Annotated in this window: 12 protein-coding genes; 7 read left to right on the top strand and 5 right to left on the bottom strand. The window is 42.7% G+C overall.

Translation table 11 applies throughout. The features are described from left to right. Window positions 1-34 precede the first annotated feature (34 nt). Window positions 35-679 (bottom strand): response regulator transcription factor, encoded by a 645-nt coding sequence (locus C2869_RS06080; protein ID WP_108602105.1) that lies wholly within the window; start codon window positions 677-679, stop codon window positions 35-37. A gap of 183 nt (window positions 680-862) precedes the next feature. Between C2869_RS06080 and C2869_RS06075 the strand changes: the two genes are divergently transcribed. The 3 genes from C2869_RS06075 (at window position 863) to C2869_RS06065 (ending at window position 3,844) form a co-directional block, all read left to right on the top strand. Beyond that, complete coding sequence (locus C2869_RS06075) at window positions 863-1,534, top strand: FlgO family outer membrane protein (protein ID WP_108602104.1); 672 nt, start codon at window positions 863-865, stop codon at window positions 1,532-1,534. Between the two features lie 8 nt (window positions 1,535-1,542). After that, a complete protein-coding gene (locus tag C2869_RS06070; RefSeq protein ID WP_108602103.1) occupies window positions 1,543-1,902 on the top strand; it encodes an SPOR domain-containing protein in 360 nt (119 codons plus the stop codon). Between the two features lie 166 nt (window positions 1,903-2,068). Next, window positions 2,069-3,844 (top strand): TonB-dependent receptor plug domain-containing protein, encoded by a 1,776-nt coding sequence (locus C2869_RS06065; RefSeq protein WP_108602102.1) that lies wholly within the window; start codon window positions 2,069-2,071, stop codon window positions 3,842-3,844. Window positions 3,845-3,866: 22 nt separating this feature from the next. Here the strand turns inward: C2869_RS06065 and C2869_RS06060 are convergent. After that, a protein-coding gene (locus tag C2869_RS06060; protein ID WP_108602101.1) for an IS3 family transposase occupies window positions 3,867-5,017 on the bottom strand; the annotation gives its coding sequence in 2 pieces (ribosomal slippage) (window positions 3,867-4,777 and window positions 4,777-5,017; 1,152 coding nt in all). 275 nt (window positions 5,018-5,292) lie between these two features. On the opposite strand from C2869_RS06060, the gene C2869_RS06055 reads away from it, so the two are divergent. Then, window positions 5,293-6,288, top strand: a complete 996-nt coding sequence (locus C2869_RS06055) for a Fic family protein (protein WP_159084062.1) — start codon at window positions 5,293-5,295, stop codon at window positions 6,286-6,288. Between the two features lie 447 nt (window positions 6,289-6,735). Here C2869_RS06055 and C2869_RS23120 read toward each other — a convergent pair whose 3' ends face one another. Continuing rightward, window positions 6,736-11,124, bottom strand: coding sequence for a carbohydrate-binding protein (locus tag C2869_RS23120; protein WP_108602099.1), 4,389 nt, complete (start codon window positions 11,122-11,124; stop codon window positions 6,736-6,738). Window positions 11,125-11,527: 403 nt separating this feature from the next. Between C2869_RS23120 and C2869_RS23025 the strand changes: the two genes are divergently transcribed. Next, window positions 11,528-12,379 (top strand): bifunctional transcriptional activator/DNA repair enzyme AdaA, encoded by an 852-nt coding sequence (locus tag C2869_RS23025; protein WP_108602098.1) that lies wholly within the window; start codon window positions 11,528-11,530, stop codon window positions 12,377-12,379. Between the two features lie 90 nt (window positions 12,380-12,469). Here the strand turns inward: C2869_RS23025 and C2869_RS06040 are convergent, their stop codons facing one another. Both C2869_RS06040 and C2869_RS06035 read right to left on the bottom strand, forming a co-directional pair. After that, the gene (locus C2869_RS06040) at window positions 12,470-15,376 is read right to left on the bottom strand and encodes an RICIN domain-containing protein (protein ID WP_108602097.1); all 2,907 of its coding nucleotides are present in this window, start codon (window positions 15,374-15,376) and stop codon (window positions 12,470-12,472) included. 434 nt (window positions 15,377-15,810) lie between these two features. After that, window positions 15,811-16,467, bottom strand: a complete 657-nt coding sequence (locus C2869_RS06035) for an HAD family hydrolase (protein ID WP_108602096.1) — start codon at window positions 16,465-16,467, stop codon at window positions 15,811-15,813. A 367-nt stretch (window positions 16,468-16,834) separates the two neighbouring features. Here C2869_RS06035 and C2869_RS06030 point away from each other — a divergent pair, with 367 nt between their 5' ends. Beyond that, window positions 16,835-20,311, top strand: coding sequence for a cadherin-like domain-containing protein (locus tag C2869_RS06030; RefSeq protein WP_108602095.1), 3,477 nt, complete (start codon window positions 16,835-16,837; stop codon window positions 20,309-20,311). A gap of 1,080 nt (window positions 20,312-21,391) precedes the next feature. Beyond that, window positions 21,392-26,623, top strand: coding sequence for a DUF1800 family protein (locus C2869_RS06025; RefSeq protein WP_108602094.1), 5,232 nt, complete (start codon window positions 21,392-21,394; stop codon window positions 26,621-26,623). Window positions 26,624-26,637 lie beyond the last annotated feature (14 nt).

Genomic DNA, 26,637 nt, shown 5'->3' with positions numbered 1-26,637 from the left:
ATATCGACTTCGCTTGCGTAAGGTGGCTGATATATTAATTAAAGCCATCTATAACTCCATACTTGAATGCAATTTTTGCAATCTCAAAATTACTACTCACACCTAACTTGTTAAATATGTTTGTTCGGTGAGTATGCGCCGTTTTAACTGCGATATCGATGTCGTAAGCGACTTGCTTTACTTCTTTACCTAATGCTAACTGTTTAAATACTTGCCTTTCTCGTTCAGTAAGACTATTGATCGCTATTAACTGAGGGTCAGTTGCAGAAAAATGTAGAGCACTGATCACTTTATCACTTAAAAAAGAGCCTCCGTTATTAACTTGAAGAACTGCTTTTATTAATTCTTCAGGGGCGGCTGATTTTGATACGTAACCATTCGCTCCCTTATCAAGTGCACTTTGAATATGCGCAACAGTGTCGTGCATACTAAGAACAATGATGGCTGGTTTATTCTGCCATGTCGCTAAATTATCAAGTAATTCAAAACCATGTTCGTCCTGCAACGATAAGTCGGTGATCAACACATCAACTGTATGTTCTTCCAAAAATGTAACGGTTGAACGAATATCAGAACCTTGAAAAACTACGTTAAGTTGCGGCTCTAAAGCAAGTAATTGAGCAAAGCCTGATCTAACAATTTCATGATCATCCAGAATGGCAATTGAAATTTCATCCATGTTTTGAATTTCTCAATATTAGTAAGTTGCAAGGGTAACTTTCACAAGATAGTACACTAGAACATAAACTTACTTTGGATGCTATCAGAATTTTTCTGAAACAAAATCAGAAGTTTACTTATCGATAACCGAATTAAAATACCGAAACAATAAGGGACTTAAACAATATAAAAGGAAGTCCCAATGATTAAAAAAATATTTCTATCTGCTTGCTTAGTTCAAATGTTCGGGTGCTCAAGCTCCCCGGAATCAGAAGTTGTATTACCCAATGTAGATTTAAATGTAGCTCAAACTACGCCATCAGGTTTGTTTCCTGTACCAAGTCACTCACCAGAAAATTTTCACAGTAACTGGCAAGCTCGACCTCATTCGCATCATGCGAGTCGACAAGTTCTTACTAATTACGTATCTCGGCTAGCTAAAGACTTGATAAGTAATCTCAATCAACAATATATTTACCCGATTGCTGTTACTTCCTTTGTTAACCTGAGCTCAGATCTACAAACAACTAACTTGGCAGGCAATCAAATTGCCGAAGAAATGCTAACGGAGTTGAGAAAATTAGGTTTACCTGTTATCGACTTTAAAACGACTGGCAATATACAGGTTACACCAGAAGGTGATTTTGTTTTTAGCAGAACAGTTGGAGAGCTCAAGTCTACTCAAGGTATTAATAATGTCCTATCGGGAACAATGGTATGGCATGAAACAGGTTTAGTTATTAATGCGCGTATCATAAGCTTAAATGACAACAGTGTTCTCTCTGCTGCTCGCTTGTCTATTCCATATTTTGTAACCGACTCAATTTTTGCTGGTCCAGAACAACACCGCTTTACGGGTTATTCAAAACACTGAGGAGTAAGATGATGAGAATAATGTTTGTTGTTTTAGTGTTGATAAGTTTTAGTTCGAATAGTCATGACTCTTTTGCAAATAAGAAAATTCGACAAACAGAATTGGTTGGAAATATAACTGATAAACAAGAACCTCAAGGTAATTGCTATTACGTTCAGCTAGTATCACTGGAGTCAATGAGTAACATTAGTCCGAGTGTAAAGAAGCTGTCTAACAATAGCTTACTAACTAAAGGCATTGTCATTATTAAAGTAGGAAAATTATATGTTATCAAAACGACTTCATTCGCGACCAAATCTGCCGCTGAAGCCTTTGTTCAATCGAATAGTGAGCTTCCTAAAGACAGTCTTGTAAAAAAGTGTGGATAAAAACCTTAGGGGGGCATCAGCCCCCTGACTCTATATTCATTTCAAAACTGTTTAAATCTGCGAGCATACAACTCAATATTTTTCTATAAGAAAAATTCTCACAGTTACTAAGACTCTTTCTGGTAGAATTCATGAGGTTTTAAAACTTTGAGTTATAAATGGATTTATGAAGTACCTTTCAGCTAGCGTCTATGCCGTTTTTTTACTAACAAGCCTTTCTGTACAATCAAAAGACAACAATACACAAGTAATTGAAAAAATTAGTGTTGTTGGTTCGTCGCAAAACATTGGGCTTCACGAAGTCACCAATCTCTTTGGGCACAACTTAACTTCACTAGAATCACCTAGAAGCCATAGTATTTTGTCACCTAACACGCTGGATGAGCTTTCAATTACTTCAATCAACGAACTTATTATTCATACACCGGGAAGCTTTAATAGCTCATTTTTTGGGATTGCAGGCGGTATGGATATTCGAGGTGGTCAAACCGATAACTTTTATCGTGGAATGAAACGTTTAATTAATCCCGGTAACTACCAAACGACTATTAATCCGCTAAATCAAATCGCTTTGCACAAGGGCGCTCCTTCGCCCATTTATGGAAGTGGTCGAATTGGTGGCTTTATACATATTCAACCTATATTTAAGCCAAGTGATCTTCAGCATACCTTGGGTTTAACTCTTGGTCAGTATAACAAGCGATCAGTTAGTTATTCATTGCAAGGAAACGCCACTTCAAACTCTGAATTTTCTACTGACATAAGCTGGTTCACGGAGTATGACAATAGTGATAGTTATTATCACAATAACCATTCTGAAAACATCTACACCCAGTTAGCGAGCCAAACCCTATTTAATAATGTTCCCGGTCGTCTTAGTATCGATCTGAGTTTTCAAGATTATCAAGGCCAACAAGTAACAGGGTGGAATCGCGTAACTCAAGAGCTTATCGATCATGGTACGTATATATCAGGCAGCGCTATTGATACTGACTTAAATAAAGATGGCTATACATCTGGGAGTGAAGTGGATCAAATAGGCGGTTTAGGCGGCTTTGCACATGGTCAACAAGGTGGTTGCTGCTCTCCCCATTTTGTTAAGCTCAATGAAGTATCTCCAAACTTAGCATTGAATAACCTTGGTAAAACTCGTTTATCTCCGAGAAATACTTTGATTGACGAAAGTGACATAGCGAACACTCAAGCATGGGACGCTTTTGTTGGGTTCGATAGTTGGTACCTAGGTAATTGGAAAGGCTCAATAGATAACTTTGTTCAAAACCAAGCGACGCATATACAAACTAGCTTTGGTTATGAGCAACAGGCAAAAATAGATAGTTATGCGACAAAGCTAGGTTTGGAAGGTGAGGTTAAATGGTCTGATATGTATTCTACCGACATGTCATTTGCCATAAATTACCACACTAGTGAATCAGATTATTTTGTTGACTTTGACTATCAATATTTTGATCGGCGCGATATATCGAAAGGTGTTACATCTAATGACCGAATTCTACTTGCATCACAAGATACACATCGCGAGTTTTCTAACGAGACTACCACTAATGCAACTGAAGCCGGGTTTGCATTTAATTCATATACTCGCATAACTGAAAACCTGAACTGGATGGTAGGTGCCAGATTAGATCGATTTACCATTGAGGTAGATGATCACAAACAGAGTAAAAGTAGTATTCAAACCGCTAGCAAACCTTCTTATGCAACTAGCTTAAGCTACCAACCAAGCGACAACAGTAATATATACGCCACATGGCAAAAAAATCATTATATCAACTTAGGTTTTTCGTCCAACCTTTCGAAATCCGTCTTGGAAGACAATGAAGCTATTTTAGGATCGAAGCTTATGGAGTTGGGTTTTAAAGGTCTCTACTGGGATAATCGATTATCAACTGAATTTGCTATTTACAAACAACTGATCTGAACCAGAAACAGTGGACACTTAGTTAAGCTATTTTCTTTAATTCGTAGTTTTCAGGGCTAAGATAGCCAAGCGCACTATGTCGCCTCGTTCGATTATAATCAACTTCAATATATTCAAAAACAGTTTGGCGCATTTCTTCTCGGGTTTTCATTAGCTCATTGTCAATCGCTTCAACTTTCATCGAGTGAAAGAAGCTTTCAGCGACTGCATTATCCCAACAATTCCCTTTACGACTCATACTTTGCTTATGCTCATGTGTGTTGATTATGTCCCTAAACGCGTGTGAGCAATATTGGCTACCTTGGTCACTATGGATAAGCACGCCTTTAGGCATGTCTCGTTTAAATTGAGCCATCGTGAGTGCGTCACAAACCAAGTCAGACGTCATTCTTGGTGCCATCGACCATCCTACGACCGCTCGCGAGTAAAGGTCTATAAACACGGCTAAATAAAGCCACCCCTCACTGGTTGCCAAATACGTGATATCCGATACCCATTTTTCATTGGGTGCTTTGGCGCTGAACTCTTGATTAAGTAGATTAGGAGCAACGGGGAGCTTGTGATTACTATCCGTCGTTACTTTAAATTTACGGGTGGCTTTGGCTTCTAACCCTTGCCGTTTCATACTGTCATTAATCGTTTTCACGTCTGCTTGCGTGCCATTTTCCTCTAATTCGACTTGAATACGCCGAGCACCATCGCGGCCTTTACTTGCATCAAATGCGGCTTTTACTTTTTCGTCCCGCTCTTGCCTTTTTTGTTGTCTAGGGCTGGGGTTTCCATCCTGTTTTCGCCATGCATAATACCCACTACGCGACACATCCAACACCGATACCATTGTTTTCATTTTGAATCGGTGCTGATGTTCTAACATAAACTCAAATCGGCTTATTTTAGGTTCTTCGCGAAGTAGGTAGCCGCCTTTTTTAAGATGGATAGTTCCTCATCTTGCTCAGCAAGTTGACGTTTCAATTTTGCCACTTCAGCTGCAAGGTCTGATTCTCGTTGGCTGACTGTTGATCTCTTTTGTGCTTTTAATCGCCAGTTATAAATTTGTGATTCATAAACGCCTAACTGATTAGCAGCTTCTTTAACACCAACTCTTTCTGCTAGTTTCAAGGCTTCTGCTTTGAATTCGGTAGTGTATCTTTTGCGGGATTTCTTGTTTGTCATTTAACACCTCAATCAGTATTTTTACATACTTAACAGGGTGTCCAAAATTATTGGTTCAGATCAGTAATCTAGTGACTTTGTTTAGTGTACGCGAGCTCAGTTTACTTTAATAAAGGCGCTGGATACCTGAATACTCAGGTATGACGGTAATTTTTTATACCAGCGGGAGAAATTCAATTCTATTTATAAATGTCTGATAAAGCCAATATTGTCCGATAATTTTAATTATGCGACAATGTCGTATAAAGCAATAAATGTCCGAAAAGTTTGATTTTATGCGACAAGATTCCACTGAAAAACAACGCGTAATCAAGTATGTAAGTACTTGTAAAACCCCAGTTTCCATTAGTGAAATTAAAGTAGCAACTGACTTCCAAGTTGATAACCGTACCGTGCAGCGTTGGTTAAACCAAGCCACTGAGCAAGGGGTTGTTGTCACTTTAGGTCAGCGAAAATCGCGTAAATACATAGGTACAATAACACCACGCAAACCCTCATTTAAATTCTTAGAAGGGTTACCTAGCTCTAAGCAAGCAGAATTGTTAAGCATGCTACGAACTATGTGGACTCACAATTCGACAGCTTTAGAAGGTAATACCCTTAACTTAGGTGAAACACGATTTATTTTAAGTGAAGGTTTAACCGTATCAGGGAAGCCATTAAAAGACCATAAAGAGATTGTTGGGCATGCAACAGCAATCGATATTCTTTACGATATGCTCGATCACGAACTGACAGTCGATAAAATCAAGCAGCTGCATAAAGCTGTACAAACCGATATCGTATTCGATATCGACAAACCTTATGGTGACTTTAAAGTCGTACCCAATGGCACTTATTTGTTATTAGAAGATAATTCAAGTGTATACCACGCTTACTCTCGACCAACAGATGTTGCCAAGCTAACGCAAGGCTTAGTCGAATATATCGGTTCCTGTCAGCCGGAAAACATCAATCAGGCAATAAAAATGTATGCCACTGCTCATTTAGTGTTTGGACAGATACACCCATTTTGGGATGGCAATGGTCGTATTGCACGATTGATCGCTAATCTGATTTTACTCAGATCTGGATATGCCCCATTAATAATCCCCGCCACACGTCGACTTGAATATATTGCCATATTGTCCAATTACAGTGCCAAGCACAAAGCTCCTAGTGTAGGCGAGCCTTTATTCCATTCAGGAAAAGAGTTAGATGCATTTAGTGATTTTTGCCAAGAATGTTATCAGGAGACAATAAACCTAATTGAAAGTATTCAAGACGAATAACTGATTTCAGTAGCCTATGTACTCCAACACCTGTCTCTTGATCACAAGTTTCAGAAGCAATCTTTTACGTTAATGGGTTGAAATTTTATAACCCTGGCATAGGTAAATACCTGGCACAGGTAAATACACTCGTCATCCTCGTGCTTGCATGGATGCAGGTACTTGGGAGCTGTCAGGAACAAAATTCTGTAGTCTTGCACTTTTAGCCAGAGAGGTTTACAGGCTTTGCAAGCATAAATGTCAATGTCGTTAACTTAAGGGCATTGGCACAAATGCTCGCCCACAAAAACTTGGAACTCTCAAGTTGATAACCTTACAGTCAAGGTAAGCAAAGGGGATTGCCCTGTAGCAAGGTGATAATAAAAGCAAAATACCGACATGAATTAGATAAAACACAAAAAGGGCCTCAATCGAGGCCCTTTTTCCTGTTTCTAAGTTATTAAAGAATTAATGAGCTAATTCTAAAATACCCCACACTTCTAAGTTACTCACGGCGATAACCGCATCGCCATTGGCGTTGTTGGTTACGCCGACGGTAGTGGTAGTACCGTCAGGTAAATGCAATGTCGCTGAGCTGACTGGCTCAGGGAAATAGCTGGCTGGAATAGCCACTTCAACATTGTTCAAAATGGGGGTTACGCCGTTAGCAAACGGACGGTTAACCAAATGCACAACATAAGGTGCTGATGTGTTGGTCTCGTGAATACGCGATACCGCAGATACGGTTTCGTTAGACACACTGCCATTAACACTCACGTTGATTTGTAAGCCTGCTATTGCCCCACGCTGACCAATATGACGCACCTTGCTGCCTTGCGCATCCAATACAGCTTGTTGCTCAGCGGTTAGGTAGTTCAAATCGCCATCAAAGAAGATATGCTCAAACTTATCAAAGTCCGCTTGGCGTGGCACCACAGGGTAGCCGGCATCACCAAACACTAGCATGTCAAAGTTGATATTATCTTCCGTTAAGATCTTAACGCTCGATTGCACTTGGTTACCACCATCAATAAATCCGGCTTTCATCGACGAGAACATGGCGTGTACATATCCAGCTTTAGCATACGAGGTATAGCCATCTAACAAGTTAGCTTTGGCGCGAACAAACTGGTAAATATCACGGTAGTTATCCGCTCCCGGTGACCAAGTAAATACTTCACCACCTACCCAAACATTAGCAGGTATAGAGAATAAACCGCCATAAGCATAAGCTTGCGCTACCCAGCCACGACCAAAGCGCGGCGCATTTTGTATACGCAGCTCGTCAAATTCCCAAGGATATGGGAAGTAAGCTAAGGTTTTATCAACCGCTTGTGCGCCTTTTAAATGTACCAAAATGTTAGTCGGTAACTCAGCAATTGTGGTTCTCGCACCTAGGTTAAGCTCGCCCGATAAGAAGGTGATATTTTCATTAAAGATATAACCACGCGATTCAAACAAGTGGGTGCTAGCGCCAATTTCAATGTTAGGACGTTGCTGGCGAATGTAATCCAACACCTCAGCAAATTTCTGGTTCCAAACATCACGGTTAAAGTAGATGAAGTCTTCAAGTAATGGAATATTACCTTCTAGTCTATCACCTGCGTTTGACCAAGCCGTGTGTGTTACACCTTGGCCACGTAAGTAATCGCCATAATCAAAGCTATTAACATCATTAATGCCCATGGCCACTAACTCAGCATTGCTGTATTTTTTCGACAACCAAGTGCGGAAGTTAGCCATGGCATAAGGTGAAAAGTCACCGCCAAAGTCACGCATATCGGTCGAACGGGTTGAGTTAGTTTGCGTATCAAACATCAACTTGTCCGGATTGGCTTTTAACAGCTGATCCACTTGTGATTTCATGAAAGGCACAAATGCTGGGCTGTGGTTACTCAACCAATTGTTGTTGTAACCATCATGGCTTAAGTAACCCATAAAAGTCATGCGTACATTGCGACCATCTAGGGTTTGTACATAGTGAGGTTGTGGATTAGTCGTAAACTCAGTAAACCAACCATAGCCCCAGTCAAACTCACCACGAGCGGTATATTCAAACCCTTCACTTTGGAAGTCGTCAACTACGTTGACCGCCCAGTCCATAATGACAGTATCGTCGTAGAAATCATGCTCTGGTGGGTGTCCCCAAAACGCACCGGTGGCACCAAAGTCGGCATAAGGCGTTTCACCATCGACCACTAAATTGCGATTTTGCGGATAGGTGTACCACACATCTGACTTCAATACTTGGTTCGCAAGTGGAATATCAACCGGCGGTTTTAAGTATTGCAATCCAGTTGCTGGGCCTTGAATCTCGGCCACTGTGTGCTCGTTCGGATTATAAACACGCGGTTGTTTGGCTGTGCTGTCGCTCACTTTAGCAAAGCGCACAAAATCACCACTCCACTGCCAATCTGAACCACCAATTGCTTCCACATGTACTGTGTGGTTACCTGTGCTATCTACCACTAAATCACCACCGTACAGCTCATATTCCGCGGCCACATCCCAGCCACCTGTGCTGTCAAAATAGCCCCAAGCAAAAGGTTCGCCATTAATATCAATACGCGCACCATAGCTACCACCCGCTGGGGTCGACACAGTAATAAAGGCTCGATATGTACCTGCTTCAAGAAACACATTGTGATACTTACCATAGTCACCATTGGTCACCCAACCAACATTGGATTCTCCAACCACAAAACCATCGTTCGGATCACTCGCCACTCGGCCAACTGTACCCGTTTCATCAAAGTCTTCGAGTTGAATATAAATACCACCTGGAGGCGGTAAAATTGGGTCAACCACCACTTGACCACTCGATCTAAACAAGCTTGGGCTTAAGTTACTTGGGTGAACAAAGTTAGTACCGCCGTCAATATCAATACCAAAGCCGATACCACTGACTGCACCACTGCCACCGTCAGCATTACCCAGCCTTAATTCAAAGTTATGCCAACCTGGAGTTAAATTTAAATCTGTAGTTTGTGATGAATTTTCCCAACTGTCGTTGCTCAGCACGAGTTGACCGTCAATGTATAAACGCACACTGTCATCAATATGTTCATAGAACGAGATATGGCCGTCAGCATCGTAAATTTCACCGCGGAACACTTCGGTTGAATTACCACGAATAGCATCATCTGTTTCTAACAAGTCTGTAGTCACATCATAGTTAGGCGGGTTAGCCACATATCCAGCTTCGCCTGCAAAGTTAGTTGCGCCGTCCACTCGGCTCCACAACAAACCTTGGCCATCGTGATCGTAGCCACCACTAGGAGGCTGACCACCATTGTCGGCTTCACACCCTGTTGCATCAACCTGAGTACCGGCTGGCGTATTAGGACATTGATCAACATTGTTCATCACGCCGTCGTTGTCGTCATCCAGTTGCGAAGCGCCACAACCTGAGCCATTAACCGCCTCGCCAGCTGGGGTGTTCGGACAAAAATCTTGTGAGTCTTGCACGCCGTCATTATCGGCATCAGCAAAGATAATTTCACAACCATTGGCATCTACAGTTGCGCCTGGCGGAGTATTTGGACATTGATCGACGCTGTTGTTAACACCATCATTATCAGTATCGTTGTCGATAATGATTTCACAACCATTGGCATCAACCTGTGCACCCGGAGCTGTTGCAGGACATTGATCAAGGTTGTTATATACGCCATCGTTATCATCATCTAATTGCGAAGCGCTACAACCGTTAGCATCTGTCGTTTCGCCTACTGGCGTATTCGGACAAACATCTGAATTATCGACTACACCATCGTTGTCAGCATCTTGGTTAGGCTCACCACCATTACCACCATCAAGGTTGGTAAAGGTTAAAGCATCACCAAACCATAACCAGCTAAAGGTGCCGGTAGAGCTGCCCGCTTGCACACGTATAGTGTGTGTGCCTGCACTTATGTATAGCGAACTAGCCAACGTAAAGTCGGCGAAATCAGCTTGGTTTCCTGTGTGTACCGGCACTTCATTAATTTGTGAACCATCGACAAACAGAATTGCCGTTGCATGATCGGTTTGGCCTGATGCCAACATGCTAATGCTGTAATTACCTGAACTCGGGAAGTTAATTGTATAGTCGACCCAATCAGTGGTTTGTACGCTATCGACCACTGTATGTTTGTCTTGCGGGTAGCCACGCTCACCGACTACCACGCCTTGTGCGCGCGGATCATCACTGCCGGTTGAGTCAAAGGCTTCCATTTCAATGACAAATGAATCGCCGCTAGGCTGACTGCCACCGCCGGTTTGACAACCTGTTGCATCAACTGCGGTACCTGCAGGTGTATTTGGACATTGGTCGACATCATCATTAACACCGTCATTATCAGAATCACCAACAGGTGGGATTGGCGTGACTTGAGTTAACGAGAAAGACTCTAAATTCCATTGCCAAGTTGAACCAACGGCTAGTAAACGCACCGTTGAAGAACCTGCCGGTAAAGTGACGGTATGCGCTGGAGTTAACGATTGAAAATCGTCCCAACTACCGTAAGGAACCGCAACCGAACCTTGACTTTGCCAAGCGCCGTTAACATTAACTAATACTTCAATGTTAGGCCCTGACTGAACACTGGTTCCAACTAAATATTCAATTTCGTATTCGCCGCCTTCAGCAGTAACGTTGTAATCAACATAATCTCCAGCGTTAATAAAGTTAATCGCACCTTGGCCATTAACATTATAGATAGTAACTGGATTAGGTTGGCCGTCTTGATAGGTACCGCCTGAGTTAACAAATGCTTCAGCTTGCAGTTGTATAGTGTCTGCATAAGCCTTAGCACCAAACAATGCAAATGATATTGCAATGCTTGAACTCAGCAGAGAACGCTTTGTTTTAAACATAGTGATGCCCTTTTGATTGTTATTTTTTAAATTTCGATAGGCTTAGATACCAAACCCTGTACCTTGCCTAACTGCATTCAAAACTCTTCTTTTTTCGTGTTATGTGCTTTTACAAGCCATTCAATAATTAACTCAAATTGCGATTTGATCAATAATTAATATTTAACAATTAACAATAAATTCGTTATTAGGCAGGGGTTATTTATAATTATTGTTAACAGAAAGGCGGATTTAATCAGGCTTACAGAGAAGTTGTTAACAATTAAAAATACATATAGAAGGATTTTTTATAATCTATGTACTTTTTATCGCTATTTACTTTACAAATAAATTAGCAAGAAGCGGATCGATTTAATTCTGGCAGTGATCCACAATAGACAGACATCACTTACTCAACAAACTTATGTCTGACTACCAAAAAATAGCCACTGCCATTGAATTTATTCGCCAGCAAGCTTTGCAACAACCTAGCCTGGCGGATATTGCTGAACATGTACATTTAAGTGAATTTCATTTTCAGCGATTGTTTAGTCGCTGGGCTGGAGTCAGCCCAAAGCGCTATTTACAAGCCTTAACTTTGCAAAATGCCAAACAAAAGATCAGCCAGCAGCAATCTTTATTCGACACTACTTTAGATGTAGGTTTAAGCAGTCAGTCGCGTTTGCACGGCCATTTTGTAAAGCTTGATGCCGTAACGCCAAGCGAGTACAAAACCGCAGGCTTGGGGTTAACGCTTTATTATGGCTTGCACCCTACGCCCTTTGGTTTTGCATTTGTGGCCTTAAGTGATAAAGGGCTAAATCAACTCGATTTATTAGACAATGACGATATAACCTTTGGCTTAAATAAACTTAAGCAGACTTGGCCTAATGCCACTTTGCAACATGACCAGCCAAAGTGCCAACAGGTGATAGAGCGTATTTTTTATCACAACTCGCAAGAACATCACCACAAATCAGCAGTCACACCCTTGTCGTTGTGGGTTAAGGGCACTAATTTTCAAATTAACATTTGGCGGGCTTTGTTGCGCATACCCGCCGGCGAATTAGCCACCTATAGCGATATAGCGCAAACGATCAACAAGCCCAATGCTGTGCGCGCCGTAGGCTCTGCCATTGGTGCCAATCCACTCGCATTTATTATTCCTTGTCATCGAGTATTACGTAAAGATGCCAGCTTAGGCGGCTACCGTTGGAGAGAAACCCGCAAACAAGCCATGCTAGCGCGAGAAGAAGTGCGGGCTACAAAAAGGTGAAAAACAAAAACGCCCTGCTAAAAACCTTCAGCAGGGCCAAGGTGTCGAGACTTCTTGAGGAAAGGTTCGACGAAACTAACACGATTAGAACTAATTAAAGCTAATCAACTGCGAACTATCACTACCACAAGCTGCTTGGGTTAATTGATCACCATTGCTTGTACCCGCATTACCGCCAACAATTCCTAAACACAAACCACTATGTTTGTTCTGCAATTGGAAACTGCCATTGCCAGCATCTAGCACGGTCCAAGCTTGATTGTCATTTGCAGCAGAGCAAGTCCATTGATGGACAATAGCGCCTGCATTGGCAGAATTAGTTTTATCAATACATTTGCCACTGGCTTGGTTTTCAATAAGGTAATAACCAGCGCTAAAATTGGTTAATTGAAACGATTGATTTGCGCTGGCGTAACATGCCCATTGCTGCAATTGCACGCCATCGGTTGCGCTACCATTAGGCACATCAGCACACTTACCGGCCGAGCCAAACGCCAATTGCGTATAACCGCTTGGTAAAGTCAAACTACTGATAGTAATGTTGTTTAATTGCGCAGTATCAATATTTTGTTGCCAGTTCGTCCCTTCTGGGCGAATAGACCCTTTTAAGATATAGCCGGTTTCACCTACCGTTGGTGCTGTCGCTAAATTAACCGTGACCGTCGCGGTGCCAGCTCCCTGCTGAACAGTGGCTTTGCCCTCGCCTTGCCAGCCTGCACTGTTCCATATTTCAACCACCAAATCTCGGGTTTGTAATGCGTCGTAATCAACTAAAAAATCATAACTGGTTTGGCTGGGTAAGTGGGTCAGCGCATTAGTAAATGCAAAGTCATCGCTTCCGATAGTAATGTTGTTGATTTGCTGAGTATCAATATTTTGCTGCCAATTAGTCCCCGCTGGGCGAATAGACCCTTTTAAAATATAGTCTGTCGATCCAACTGTCGGCGCAGGTGATACGCTTAAGTTAACGGTAGCAATACCAGATCCAGCATTAACTGTTGTCTTGCCGCCCGCTAAATAGGTCGCGCCTTGCCATAATTCAACCGCAATATCTCTGCTCGCCGCGGCACCATAATTCATAGAGAACGCATAGTCGGTTTGACTGGCTAACGAGGTGATTGAATTAGCAAAGGTAACACTGTCAGTCGCGCCGCCGCCATTACTGTCGTTGTTAACCTGTAATACAACAGAGGCAATTTTACCGCCAGTGTCAGGATAGGTAACCGTGACCGTGTTATTGGCTTGCAGTAAGCTATTAGTCAAATCCACTTCTATCGCACCAAAAAACTCGTCTCGCGTAGCTTGTGATCCACCGCCCCAATTTTGCTTGATCGCAACCGTTGTACCATTAACTTTAACCGTAGGTTGCAAAGACAAACCATGCGCGCGTCCCATACTAATGCGCAATACACTATTACCTGCGCCTGTCGTCACACCGTTAAAAGTAAAGCTATGTGCCGTACCAGCAGTAATGGCGACTGTATGCTCATCAGCATAATAATGTTCAGTATGATAGGTGTCGGTAAAACTCACATTATTGGCAAAGGTGTACTCTAGTACTATAGTTTCACCCGGTTGCATGGCATAGCTGCTTGGCGCTGCAATAGTGGTATCTTGGTAAATCGGCGTATTACTCTGATGCGCAACCAAGCGTTTCTGACGAACGTTCGTGACATTACCTAAGCTATTAACAAAGTCTAAATTCACGGTTTCCCAATAATCAGCCAAAGTATTTAATGCCACATACGCTTTATTACCCGAAACAAAGGCATTAACTTGAATATCAGGATTGGTCGACTGCACTTTAACGCGCTTGCCTTTTACGTCAGACCATAAACGATAAAAATCGACGCGCTTAGTCCAGAAAAACTGTGTGGGTTGACCATTAATTATGCTGTTTGGATCAGGGCGCAAAATTGCCGCACCATAAGGGTTCCAATTATTAGCCGCGTTATAATGCCAGCTAGATTTACCCGTATTAAATGGGATAGAGGTTAATAAACGGTCTTGACGATTAAGTAATTGCATCAACATTTTATTTTGTGAACGCAATGACTGTACCGATCGTAGATCAGAATAAGTGTCACCATAGCCTGATTCAATGCCGCCATACTCAGAGATAGCAAGTGGCTTGACGGCATCCCACTTGTAATGGCTATACGTTTCAACTAAATCAAGAATCGCTTCAAGGTTACTACCCGAACGTTCATTGTCAGCCCCTGTCACGTTTACCCCGTCATAAGGATGAACTGAAATACCGTCAATATGTGGGCCGGCTACGTCCATAAAGTACTTCATACGACCATCAAAATGGGCAAAGTCCCACTTTTCCATTGAAGGCCAAGCGCTTGAATAGCCGATAATTTTTGTTGAGATCCCTTCCTGCTTGAACTTTTTGCCAATTTCAGCAAACACGGCTGTCATCTGTTGGCGCGCGACAACCTGATCAATACCAAACTCATGCGAATGAACAAATGGCTCGTTCATGGGTTCGTAGTATTCTGGTCGAGTATCGTTATCAAAATAATATTTAAAATAGTTAGCTGCCCACTCAGCCACTTGCACAGGATCTTCATTCGCAACAAAAATTTTGCTGGGGTGCTCTGTCACAATATAGTTTTTGCTGAACAAATTGTAATTGGGATGATTTTTTGTACTGCTAATGGCCGCTGGACCGTTAGTTTGGGCGTAAGACGCACTAGGGTATGGCGCATCACCGCTATACGATGAAAAAGGACTCCAAAAACTGCGACCAAAACCCACGTTTAAATCGTTAACTAAATACGATACTTCCGCTTGCGTCATTTTGTTTTCGCTATTGATCGAGTGCAAATTAAAATACTTTGCGCGATCTAAATCAGACTGCCCGCCTATAAATTTTTGTGTGTTGAGATCAATAGTTGCTGTGGTGGCTGCCAGTGTAGAATGAGACATTACGGCGGTTGCCAGAGCAAGACTCACTTTTTTCCATGCTGAAACTGATTTTATCATTTTCATTTTGACACCTAAGTTGTTTTGAGTGTTTGTGTTTTATTTTACTTTTTCTTTATACACTTCCTTTTAAGTTCAAATATAACTTACAACTTTTTAATTTGAACAATCTCATTATGTGATAATTTAAATATAGATCAATAATTTTTTAAAGTTTTGTAAACTAAAACACTTAAGTTAACAAATATCCGACACAAATAAGCTGCAAAATGATATTTTTCATAAAAGCAGGTGACATAGTTAACAAGAATCGGCGAGCTAGAGATCAATCAAATAAACACAATTTTGTTTATTGTTAACGATAGTTGGGTAGGATAGTTTAGTAGAATGAATAACCCATTATTTTAACTTGGGCTGTATTTGCTGGCTCTACAAATATTTATGTTCGTCTAGGTTTGAAGGATATGCAAGAGTGGGGGCATCCCCACCCTAATTTCTAACTAGGTGTTAAGCAAAAAATCGGCTTGCTCAAAGCTTTCTAGTACATAAGCACAGCGATCTAATAAAGGTTGGGCAATCGGTAGGTAATCTGGAATAGCTACAACTTGGCAACCCGCTTCTAGCCCAGCAGTAATACCTGCCGTAGAGTCTTCAAATACTAAAGCCTGACTTGGCTCAACGTTTAACGCTTGGCAAGCCATTAAATACCCCATAGGATCAGGCTTAGGCTTAGCTACCTTATCACCGGTAATTTGCACCTGAAAATGCGGTAAATATTCAGGGTAAGGACCAAAACTTAAACGCGTGGCTTCGGCTGTGCTTGAAGTGACTAAGCCTAAAGGCAGCTTGGATGCCAACACTTTTTCAAAAAATGCTTGAAAGCCAAGCTTAAACGGCACGCCAATGGCTTTTTGATCATTGATCCATTTACGGTTGTATACTTTAAACTCATCCATTGGAAAGTCTTTACCAAAAATATCAACTGCGCGGCGATAGCACTCATCGGCTCTCACCCCGACAAATTGATCGTACATTTCGGCAGTAAAGTGCACATTGAATTCTTTGGCTGATTCCACCCAAGATTGGCAAAACATGGCTTCACTATCGAAGATAGTACCGTCTTTATCAAATAATATAGCCTTAAAGGGCAAGGTCATGTTTGGTTCTCACTGTAATTTAAATCAGTTTTAGCTGTTTATTGTTTACCATTGTAAATTTTAACGAGAGCAATTGCCATGACATCAAGCTTTGCCATTTTTCTGAATCAAACCTACAAACCCAAAACAATCACATAAAAAATCATAAAAACACAAATAATATAACTTTAAAAATCAAGCTGTACGGCTAAAAAACATTAATTAGCAAATAACCTAGTAACACTTCGCCTTTACTACAAGGTTAACAACAAACCACTTATTAACAATAAGTTTACATAACTCAATATTTGTGACATTATCAAAAAAGACTATTTATGAAAGTAAAATTTTATATTTAATTTTCACTGATTTTGTATAGGCATCTGTTATGACATTGAAAACCAGAATTAAACCCTTAGTCGCAATTATTGCGAGTTTAAATTTACTCGCCTGTGGCGGCGGAGGCGGTGATGACTCAAGCTCAGGTGGTGAGCAACCACAGCCTAGTAATAAAGCACCTCAACATAATGGTGATCTGGTTTTTAACTACAGTGAAAGCGACACGAGTAAAGTCATTGATCTGCTAAGCGGCGCTACCGATGCAGATAACGATAGCTTAAGCATCACAGACTTAAATGCCGACGCTGCCAACCCGAGTAAAGGCATTAGCGTCAGCGGTAGCAAAATCACAATCGACCCGACTGCTTTTGCCAGCGACTTAGATCAAGGTGAAAGCCAAACCATCAAATACAGTTATAAAGTTAGCGACGGCACGGCTACTGTTACTCGTAGTTTAACGGTAACGATTAGTGGTAAATCTACTCCAATCTCTAACCAAGCACCTATCCATAGTGGCAATATTAGTCAAACTTATACTGAATCTGACTCAGTTAAAAATATTGATCTGTTGGCTGGTGCTAGTGATGGCGATGGTGACACTTTAAGCGTGATAAACCTAACTGCTGATGCTAACAACCCTTCGTCAGGAGTTAGTCAATCAGGCAGTCAGATCACCATCACGCCTTCGGCTTTTGCCAGCGCGTTACATGATGGCGATAGCCAAAAAATTAAATACAGTTTTGATATTACTGATGGCAAAGATTCGGTTGCTCGTACATTAGAAGTCACCATCACTGGCATGTCAGACGTTCCAGTTGCCAATGCCCTGAAAATATCCACGTCATTGGATACTCAGCAATATTATGAAGACTCAGGTTCTTTAGAGCGCGAGCGCTTCTTCAATATGCACGACAGTTTTACCTCTAACAATAACAGTGTAGATTTACTAAAGCGTTATGTGAACGAATTTCAAATTGGCCAAGGTCGAAGCTTTTGGACCCCGATTGATGTCGCCAAACAAATCACCAATGCCGATGCCACCTACCCTGCAACAAGTGTCGCTCAGCAGCAGGGACCAAACGAGGTTACTAAATTTCACACTAATCCACGTTCAAAGTATTTGGGTGAACGAAATCGAAGTGTATCTACTGCCCACCCGAAAAACGCCATGGCAGTGGGCAATGATCCGGTAGAGGGCGCACGCTGGGCGGCGGATTACTTTGAACATTATTACGATAACGCTTCTCGCCCCATGTTCTATGAACCAATGAACGAACCTTTTGTTCACGCTTGGGAATACAAAAGCCAGTACAATAACAGCGATGCCGAAACACGCGAGCATATGACAAAATGGTTTGCGGAAATAGGCAAAGCTTTTGATAGCCGTCCAGCCATCAAAGATACGCTTATTGTTGGCTTCTCCTCTGCGTGGCCATCCATGGAATTACCATTCAACACTGGCGAGTATTTCGCGCATTGGCAAAGTCGACAAAAGATGTTTATGGACAATGCTGGCGATCATATAGACGCCTTTTCTGTTCACTTATACGACGGTATCAACATTATTGATGACAGTGTGCCAGACGACGAAAGCGAAACCCGTCGTAGTGGTTCAAACTCGCAAGCTATCTTAGATTTAATTGAAACCTATTCACAAATTAAATGGGATACAGTCAAACCACATGCGATTACCGAGTACGGCAATATTGTTGACCGTGCGGCTGGCGAAATAGACTATGATGAAACCGTAAGCAGCCAGACTATACGTTCTATTAATAACATATTGATGGAACTATTAGCACGAGAAGATAGAGTGATCACCTCTATTCCATTTATTACCGGCCATGCGACTTGGTTCTGGCAGGATCCGAACGGTGGTAATGGTAACCCTTATATTCCATCACTATGGCGACCGGATCCGAATAAAATTCAGTTAAACAGTTCAACCAATCGCTGGGAATTTAAAAACCCGAGTGATCCAGACAACTACTTAATCAACATTAATCATTTGTTTTTTGAGTTCTGGAAAGACGTTGAAGGGCATAGAATTGAAGTTAATTCACCGGATCCAGACTTACAAACCATAGCTTATGTTAACGGCGATAAAGCATACATCATAGTTAACAACTTAGATGATGACGCGGTTGACATTGAGTTAGATATTCAAGCCATTACGGGTGCTAACTTTGATGGTGTCGAACTAGAGCGATTAACCGTACCAGTTGATTCGCCTGCCACACATACTAGCGAAAACTTAAGCATAACGGGTTCGGTAGACGGGCAAGCAAATGACAAACTAGCCATAAAAATCGCAGTTGGCGAAACCATTAAGTTTACTGTGGATTTAGATCAGCCTCTTGCCATCAACAATACGTTGCAACGCAAGAGCTATTACTCTGATGACCACCTATTAAAGATCACTGCCAATCAAGCACTAACTTTTAATATCAATGGGGTTGATGTCACAACAAAAGATGCTGCACGCTCTAGCGCCATGTTACGCATGAGTATTGGCCGCGCTCACACCAGTACACTGCAGCCAACCTTAACGGTTAACGGCACGCAAGTACAAGTACCAAATGATTGGGCAGGTTATGATCAGAAAAACCGTAAAGATGGCTTTTTTGGCGCAATCGATATTCCTGTACCTTACAACTTGATCCAAGCTAACAACGAAATCAAAGTCACCTTCCCAGATAGTGGCGGTAAAGTCAGCTCGATGATTTTAGAAATGAATAACGAGATCGATAATGTAGTGGTCACTAATATCACCATCGATGACGACCAAACCATTAAAGCGGGCCAAACGTTTCAAGCCAATGCGACTTTAGCACCGCTAAATGCGCCAAATTTGTCTGTGACTTGGTCATCCGATAACGAAGCGATAACCACAGTAGACAACCAAGGATTGATCACCGCTGTCGCTGAAGGTAATGCAACAATTACGGCTATGACTGCCAATGGCTTAAGTGACACGCTTGCTGTCACTGTTCCAGCAGCCGATCCAAACTTGTTATCTGACTTAAATGCGGATTTCGAAACAGGCGTTTATTCGCCTTGGAGTACATACTGGCAAACTAAAGCGTCTAGCCAGTTTGATGTAAAAGCCGAAGCCGCAAAAGATGGTAATTTTGGTTTGCATGTGCAAATAAGCGATGACTCATCGCATAACGGCTTATCTTTAACCAAAGGCGTGCCACCTCAGGTATTTGGTGAAGGACAAGGCCGCAAGTTCCGCCTAACCTATGATATTAAACTCAATACAGATGTTGGCAGTGACGTAGCAATGAAGTTTTTTATGGTGGCACGTGACGATTCAACCAACAAAGATGTATGGAGTACCCGTATTGAAAAAGGCACCAGTGTTGGCAACAACATGAATTGGCAAAACATCAGCATTGATTTTGATGAAGTCGATTGGCAAGGACACTTAGCACGATTTGAGCTGTATTTTGTTACCGGATCAGGCGCAATTGATGCTTATATTGACAATATTCGTATTGAGCAAGTCAACAGCGGCAATTAACTAATCTGCATTGGCAGGAATAAATCCTGCCCTACATTAATCTCTTGTAGGGCGGATTTTATATCGCTAACACGCGGCATCTAACTCACTCCGCATTAGCAGGGGTAAACCCTGCCCTACATTATCCCCATGTAGGGCGGATTTTATATCCGCTAACACGCGGTATCTAACCACTCTGCATCAGCAGGAATAAACCCTGCCCTACATGATCCCCTTGTCGGGCGGATTTTATATCCGCTAACACGCGGTATTTAACCACTCTGCATTGACAGGGGGAAACCCTGCCCTACATTAATCCCTTGTAGGGCGGATTTTATATCCGCTAACACGCGGTATCTAACTCATTCCGCATAAGCATAGATAAACCCTGCCCTACTTAATCCCCCTTGTGGGCGGATTTTATATCCGCTAACACGCGGTATTTAACCACTCTGCATTAGCAGGGGTAAATCCTGCTCTACATGATCCCCTTGTCGGGCGGATTTTATATCGCTAACACGCGGTATCTAACGACTCTGCATTAGCAGGGGTAAACCCTGCCCTACATGATCCCCTTGTCGGGCGGATTTTATATCCGCTAACACGCGGTATCTAACGACTCTGCATTAGCAGGGATAAACCCTGCCCTACATTAATCTCTTGTGGAAATGCCCTATCCCCCCATCTATAAGTTTGTGACTAATTTCTCAATTAATCGCCCTGTCATCTAATTTTCCTCTGCTATATACAGCGAAAATGACAAGCGGTTCTATACTGGAACCTGTTTAGTTTCTCAGCAAATTAAGAAATTAGGCAGGTGTGTTTTTGAGTATTAATACCTAGCGTTAACGCTAACCGTATTGCAGTTTGCTCAACACGACAAATATAGTTGCAATAAAATCGTCCATTTGGCCTATGCCAAGTGCCGGTTAACTTTGCATTATTTTGCCCTGTTTACATTCTGGCTCTACTAATCCTCATTACACCCTTCTTTGTAAGTGCAATACAAGTTACACCTCATGCGAATGCTAAATGGCAAGTTTACCACTCACTTAGCATTCATTATTTAACATTGGCAGTTGTTGTCTTGGAGACAATACAATGAAAACTCAATCAAACGCGTTGCGTAAAGGGTTGCGCAATACCTATCGTTTGATCTGCAAAGTACTTTTATGGACAAGCATAATGGTGCTGTTACCAACTCAAGTGTTGGCGGCAGATCTCGTTATAAATCTACTGGATGCCAAATCCAATACCGCGATCAGCGGTGATAAAATTACCTTACTGCAAATTCAAAGTGATAACTCACGAGAATGGTATGCAAGAGCAACCACTGACGATGCAGGCCAAGCGCATTTTGAAATAGATGCAGACTACGACTATGTTGCCTATTCTGAATATTTCAGTGAATTTCGTGCCTACAGCGACGTTATAACTGACCTAGTTGATAACGATGGTGCCAGCAACCAAGCCAACCTTGTGATCGGTAACCTAACCGTAAACTTGCTGGATGGCAGCACAGCAGAACAAGCCGCCATGGCTGACACCCGGGTGTACATTCGGCAAAAATTAGTTACAGGGAAAAGCCAATATTTAGGTCGCGCCAAAAGTGACGCTAATGGCGTTGTGCGTTTAACGCTACCTGAGCCGACCGCAGATACGCCCTACATTCTGCAAGCCAAAAGCTTAACCAGTGGCGTCTACAAATACAGCCCAGAAATTACCAGCTTAGCCGACACGCAATTTGTTGTTGGTAACTTACCACTTAACGTTAAATTACTTGATGCCAGCAACAATCAAGCCATTGCCGAAACACGCATTGCTGTATATGAACAGCTAAAAGATGGCAGCCGAAAAGGAAGAGGGAACGCCACGACAAATGATAACGGGATTGCTGTATTTGATTTAGATGGCATAGGTCAAGGACGTCAATATTACTTCTCAGCCAAAGTGTTTAATCAATTCCAAACTTACTCTGCCGTGCAAAGCCAACCTGGCTCTATCAATTGGCCTATTGGTACAGTACAAGTCAATATTTTAAATGGCGGCATCCCTGAGCAATCTGGGTTAGCTGATACCACTGTCGAGGTATACCGCATAGAAGACACAAAAAAACACTGGATAGGCCGTGCTGTTAGCAATGCGCAAGGACAAATCAAGATTGACTTAACCGACGTTGATAGTGGCCAACCCTATGTTTTACGCGCGTACAGCCCGTCTGATAATAGTAAAAAGTATTCGCAAACCATTACAAGCTCGGGTCAACATGACTTTGTGGTAGGTAACTTACCGTTAAATGTCACATTGCGCGATGGGATTAGCCAACAAGTCATTAGCAATCAACAAATAACAGTGACACGGCTCGATGAAAATGGCAAACGTCATTGGCTAAGACGCGCCACGACAGATGCCAATGGTCAACTGGTTTTAGACTTAGACGGCTTAGGTCAAGGTACTCATTACCAGCTACAAACCCAATACTTTGCAGGACAATGGACATATTCACCGCCAATTAGTCAAACTGGTGATTTCACGTTCGACTTAGGCACCACAGCGGTAACATTGCGTAACGGCAATTTAGCCAATAACAGCGTGCTAGCAGGCCATAAAATATGGCTATATAAACTACTAGAAGATGGCAGCCGACAATATGTGCAACACACCACCAGCGATGACAACGGCGTACTGCGTTTCAACTTAGATCCAAACGCTAAATATCAACTAAAAACCACTAGTCCGAGTAACTCAAAGCTTTGGGCCTACTACGACGTGAGTGGCACAGGCGAGCAAGACTTAGCCGTAGGCAATCCATTTGTACTGGTTAAAGTCAAGCAAGCCACTAGCAGCCAAGCGCTGGCTAATATTCGGGTTGATGCCTATCGCGTCGATAGCGCAGGCAAACTGCACGGCGCGGGCTCTCTCACGACAGATCAAAATGGCTTAGCCGCGTTCGACTTAGCTGGCATAGGTTCAGGTAGTGAGTTTGTATTCCGGACGCGCGTTTATAACAACTTCCCTGTATACAGCGCGCTGATCAATCAGCCTGGAGAGGTAAATTTAAACCTAGGTAGTATGCAAATAAGTATGCTTGATGGTAGCCAAACTCCAGCAAGCGCCCTAGCCAATCAACCAGTTTATATTCATCGTATTATGCTCGATGGTAAAAAGCATGGCATGGGCTATTTCAATACAGACGATGGCGGGTTATTACAGCTAGATAAATCACCAAATGTTGCTCAGTATGTGCTAACCGCTAAATCGACGATTGATGGGCAAACACGTTACTATTTCGACGCAGCGCAAGCGGGTGATCACACTTTCACTGTTGGCACCTTGCCGTTTAATGTCAGCATAAAAGATGCTCGCAGTACGCTACCCATTTCCGAGCAACGTATTGACGTAAGCCGCTGGGATAGTGAACAAAATCGTTTTAGATGGTTTAGTCGCGCTTACACTAATGCTGCAGGTCAAGTAGCGATTGATTTACCCGGCGTCAACTCTGGTTCGCAGTATCGCTTAGTGACTCAGGTTTATAACGACATGTATTTATACAGCGACCCAATTAGTGCGTCGGGCTCGCTTGAGTGGAATGTCGGTAAAACCTTAGTGAATGTACTAGATGGCAGTCAAGATGCGGCACCACCGCTAACCGAACAACGCGTTTACATTGAAAAGCTAAATGATCAAGGAAAATTCCGTTACTACTCTCGCGCCAATACAGATGTTAATGGCCAATTGCGCATAGATTTACCTGACTTAGGCTCTGGTTCAATTTATCGCTTAAAAGCACAAAGCGCGCATGGGGTATACAAAGTAAGCCAAAGTATGCAAGCCAATGGCGACTATGAATTTGTGGTTGGTAATCCAGCGGTTACCGTAAGCTTAACAGATTATATGTCGGGCCAACCTTTGGCCGCAGTCAAAATTGCAGCCCAGCGTTTAAACGACGAAGGTAACTGGGTGTGGGCACATTCGGTAATGTCAGATGAAAACGGCCTTGCCGTATTCGACCTAGACAATATTAACCAAGGTGCCGAGTACCGCCTAGCCGCTAAAGCGTATAATGGAATTTACGCCTACAGCCAAACTATTTCAGCCCCAGGCGACGTGAACTTTACCGTTGGCAGCTTACCGGTAGAGTTAGTTAACCAAGATTCAGGTGACATTCTAGTCGGTAAAACCATCACCTTATATCGCATTGACGGCCAAAAACTACATTGGACAACGCGTTCTGCAACCGACGAAAGTGGTCAGGTGCGTTTTGATCCGTCTGGCCTATATGATGGGGAACGCTTTGTTGTACGCGTCCATAACCCATTCGGTAATAACAAAAACTACTATGGTCCAATTGTGAATCAACCTGGTTTTGTTCGATTTGCAGTGAGTGAAAACAGCCCAACGCGGGTTGACTTAATTGCACCTGATATCAGCATCACAGCACCAAGTGAAGGTTTAGCCTACGACCAAGGCTTTATGCTGCAAGGTATTGCAACCGACAACAATAGCGTGGCGGACATCCGCGTACAGCTAGCCAGCAATGGCACTGTTGTTCAAACCTACAATGTATTGCACAACAGCCAAACCGGTATGTGGCAACAAATGATTGATGCAAGTGTCTTGGCCGGATTGCAAGATATTCAAATCACCGCCACGGCAAATGATTATGCACTAAACCAAGCTAGTGTAATGGCTAACTATCAAGTACAAGCCGACATCGCCAGCCCCAGTTTGCAGGTCACCTCGCATGGTCAACAACAAGCGGTTAATGTTAGCGGCTTCACTTTGGCGGGCAGTGTCACCGACGATATTGGCGTGCAAAGCCTAACCCTGAACTTAATTGATGGTGCTCTGGGTACCACAATAGCTAATCAACCCGTTGGCTTTAACCCTGAAACTGGGTTATGGAGCTATAGCATTACCAGTGGGTTAGTTAGCGATAGCCAACGTATCGATATTCAATTACTAGCCACCGACATCGCGGGCAAACAAACCCAATACGATTTAGCCTTGTTTGCCATTGCCGCTGAATTGAATCCGTTGCATCTACTGAGCCGGATCACTTTTGGTGCTACGCCAGATTTAATCAACCGTGTGTATCAAGGTGAAAGTGAGCTCATTTTGCAAGAACAGCTAGCGCCTGACAATATCGACGACAGTGTATTTTTAGCCAGTTTGCCAAGCGATAATCCTCAAACCTTAGACGAGCTTAAGCAACGCTTACTGCAACATATGCTTACCTCGCCTAAACAATTGCAAGAAGTCATGGCATGGTTCTGGGAAAACCACTTCAATACCAATTACCACACCTCGCGTAATGTTGATTGGGAATGGCGTGAAAACCAAGGATTTCGCCAACATGCGTTGGGCAACTTCCGCGATTTATTAGAAGTCAGCGCCAAAAGCCCAGCCATGATTTACTATTTAAACAATGCACAAAACGTCGCCGGTGCCGCCAACGAAAACTACGCACGTGAAATTTTGGAACTGCATACCATGGGCGAAGGTAACGGCTATACCGCACAAGATATTGCAGAACTCGCGCGTATTTTCACCGGCTGGCATGAACAAGATGGTGACTTCTTCTTCAACCAAGATCTGCATGATTTTGGTGATAAGTCTTTCCTTGGGCAAACCATTTTGGGCACAGGTTTAGATGAAGGGGAACAAGTGCTGGATATTCTCACAACCCATAGTTCTACCGCTGAGTACTTGTGTAGCAAGCTACTAATGGTGTTTGTTGATGAAGATCCACTACCGGCTTTGCAATCTCAATGTGAAGCAGAATGGATCGCTAGCAGTGCCAACATGACAGCGGTGCTGAGCGTTATTTTAAGTTCAGATGAATTTGGTCAAGCAGGTGAAACCCGAGCCAAAGTGAAAACACCGTTAGAGCTGGTGACATCTGTTGGCCGTAACTTCCAAGCGGATGTCGACTTAGCTGAACTAGCCGATTCGGTTGATGATTTGGGCATGCGTTTATTTGAGTTCCCAGTACCAACTGGCTTCTCAGAAGAAGGGGCTGATTGGCTAAACACCAATGCACTAGCACAACGTGCACGTTTTGTTAGCCGAGGCATACTTAACTCGCAGGACGGTATTGAAGTTGATGTGATCACCCTGCTGCAAACTCAAGGTTATCAGTCTGATACAGCCATTATCGCTTATTTAGCCGATTTGGCCTTAGCCGGTAATTTATCGGACGTAGAGCGCAACCTTGCAGTCGGCATTTTATCGCCAGATGACGCTTTCAACTGGCAACATCAAGATGCCGAGCATAAGGTTCGTCGATTAATGGCATTTATGTTGAGCCTACCGGCTTATCAATACCAGTAACCAGCAAAAGGATA

Origin of the sequence: Saccharobesus litoralis, assembly GCF_003063625.1 — a bacterium.
GTDB classification, from domain to species: Bacteria; Pseudomonadota; Gammaproteobacteria; order Enterobacterales; family Alteromonadaceae; genus Saccharobesus; species Saccharobesus litoralis.
The sequence above is the reverse complement of the archived record's forward strand: the minus strand, read 5'-3'. Positions and strand labels throughout refer to the sequence as shown.

Coding starts and splice junctions, on each gene's coding strand:
- C2869_RS06080 (WP_108602105.1), bottom strand. CDS start 679: ATGGATGAAATTTCAATTGCCATTCTGGATGATCATGAAATTGTTAGA.
- C2869_RS06075 (WP_108602104.1), top strand. CDS start 863: ATGATTAAAAAAATATTTCTATCTGCTTGCTTAGTTCAAATGTTCGGG.
- C2869_RS06070 (WP_108602103.1), top strand. CDS start 1,543: ATGATGAGAATAATGTTTGTTGTTTTAGTGTTGATAAGTTTTAGTTCG.
- C2869_RS06065 (WP_108602102.1), top strand. CDS start 2,069: ATGAAGTACCTTTCAGCTAGCGTCTATGCCGTTTTTTTACTAACAAGC.
- C2869_RS06055 (WP_159084062.1), top strand. CDS start 5,293: ATGCGACAAGATTCCACTGAAAAACAACGCGTAATCAAGTATGTAAGT.
- C2869_RS23120 (WP_108602099.1), bottom strand. CDS start 11,124: ATGTTTAAAACAAAGCGTTCTCTGCTGAGTTCAAGCATTGCAATATCA.
- C2869_RS23025 (WP_108602098.1), top strand. CDS start 11,528: ATGTCTGACTACCAAAAAATAGCCACTGCCATTGAATTTATTCGCCAG.
- C2869_RS06040 (WP_108602097.1), bottom strand. CDS start 15,376: ATGAAAATGATAAAATCAGTTTCAGCATGGAAAAAAGTGAGTCTTGCT.
- C2869_RS06035 (WP_108602096.1), bottom strand. CDS start 16,467: ATGACCTTGCCCTTTAAGGCTATATTATTTGATAAAGACGGTACTATC.
- C2869_RS06030 (WP_108602095.1), top strand. CDS start 16,835: ATGACATTGAAAACCAGAATTAAACCCTTAGTCGCAATTATTGCGAGT.
- C2869_RS06025 (WP_108602094.1), top strand. CDS start 21,392: ATGAAAACTCAATCAAACGCGTTGCGTAAAGGGTTGCGCAATACCTAT.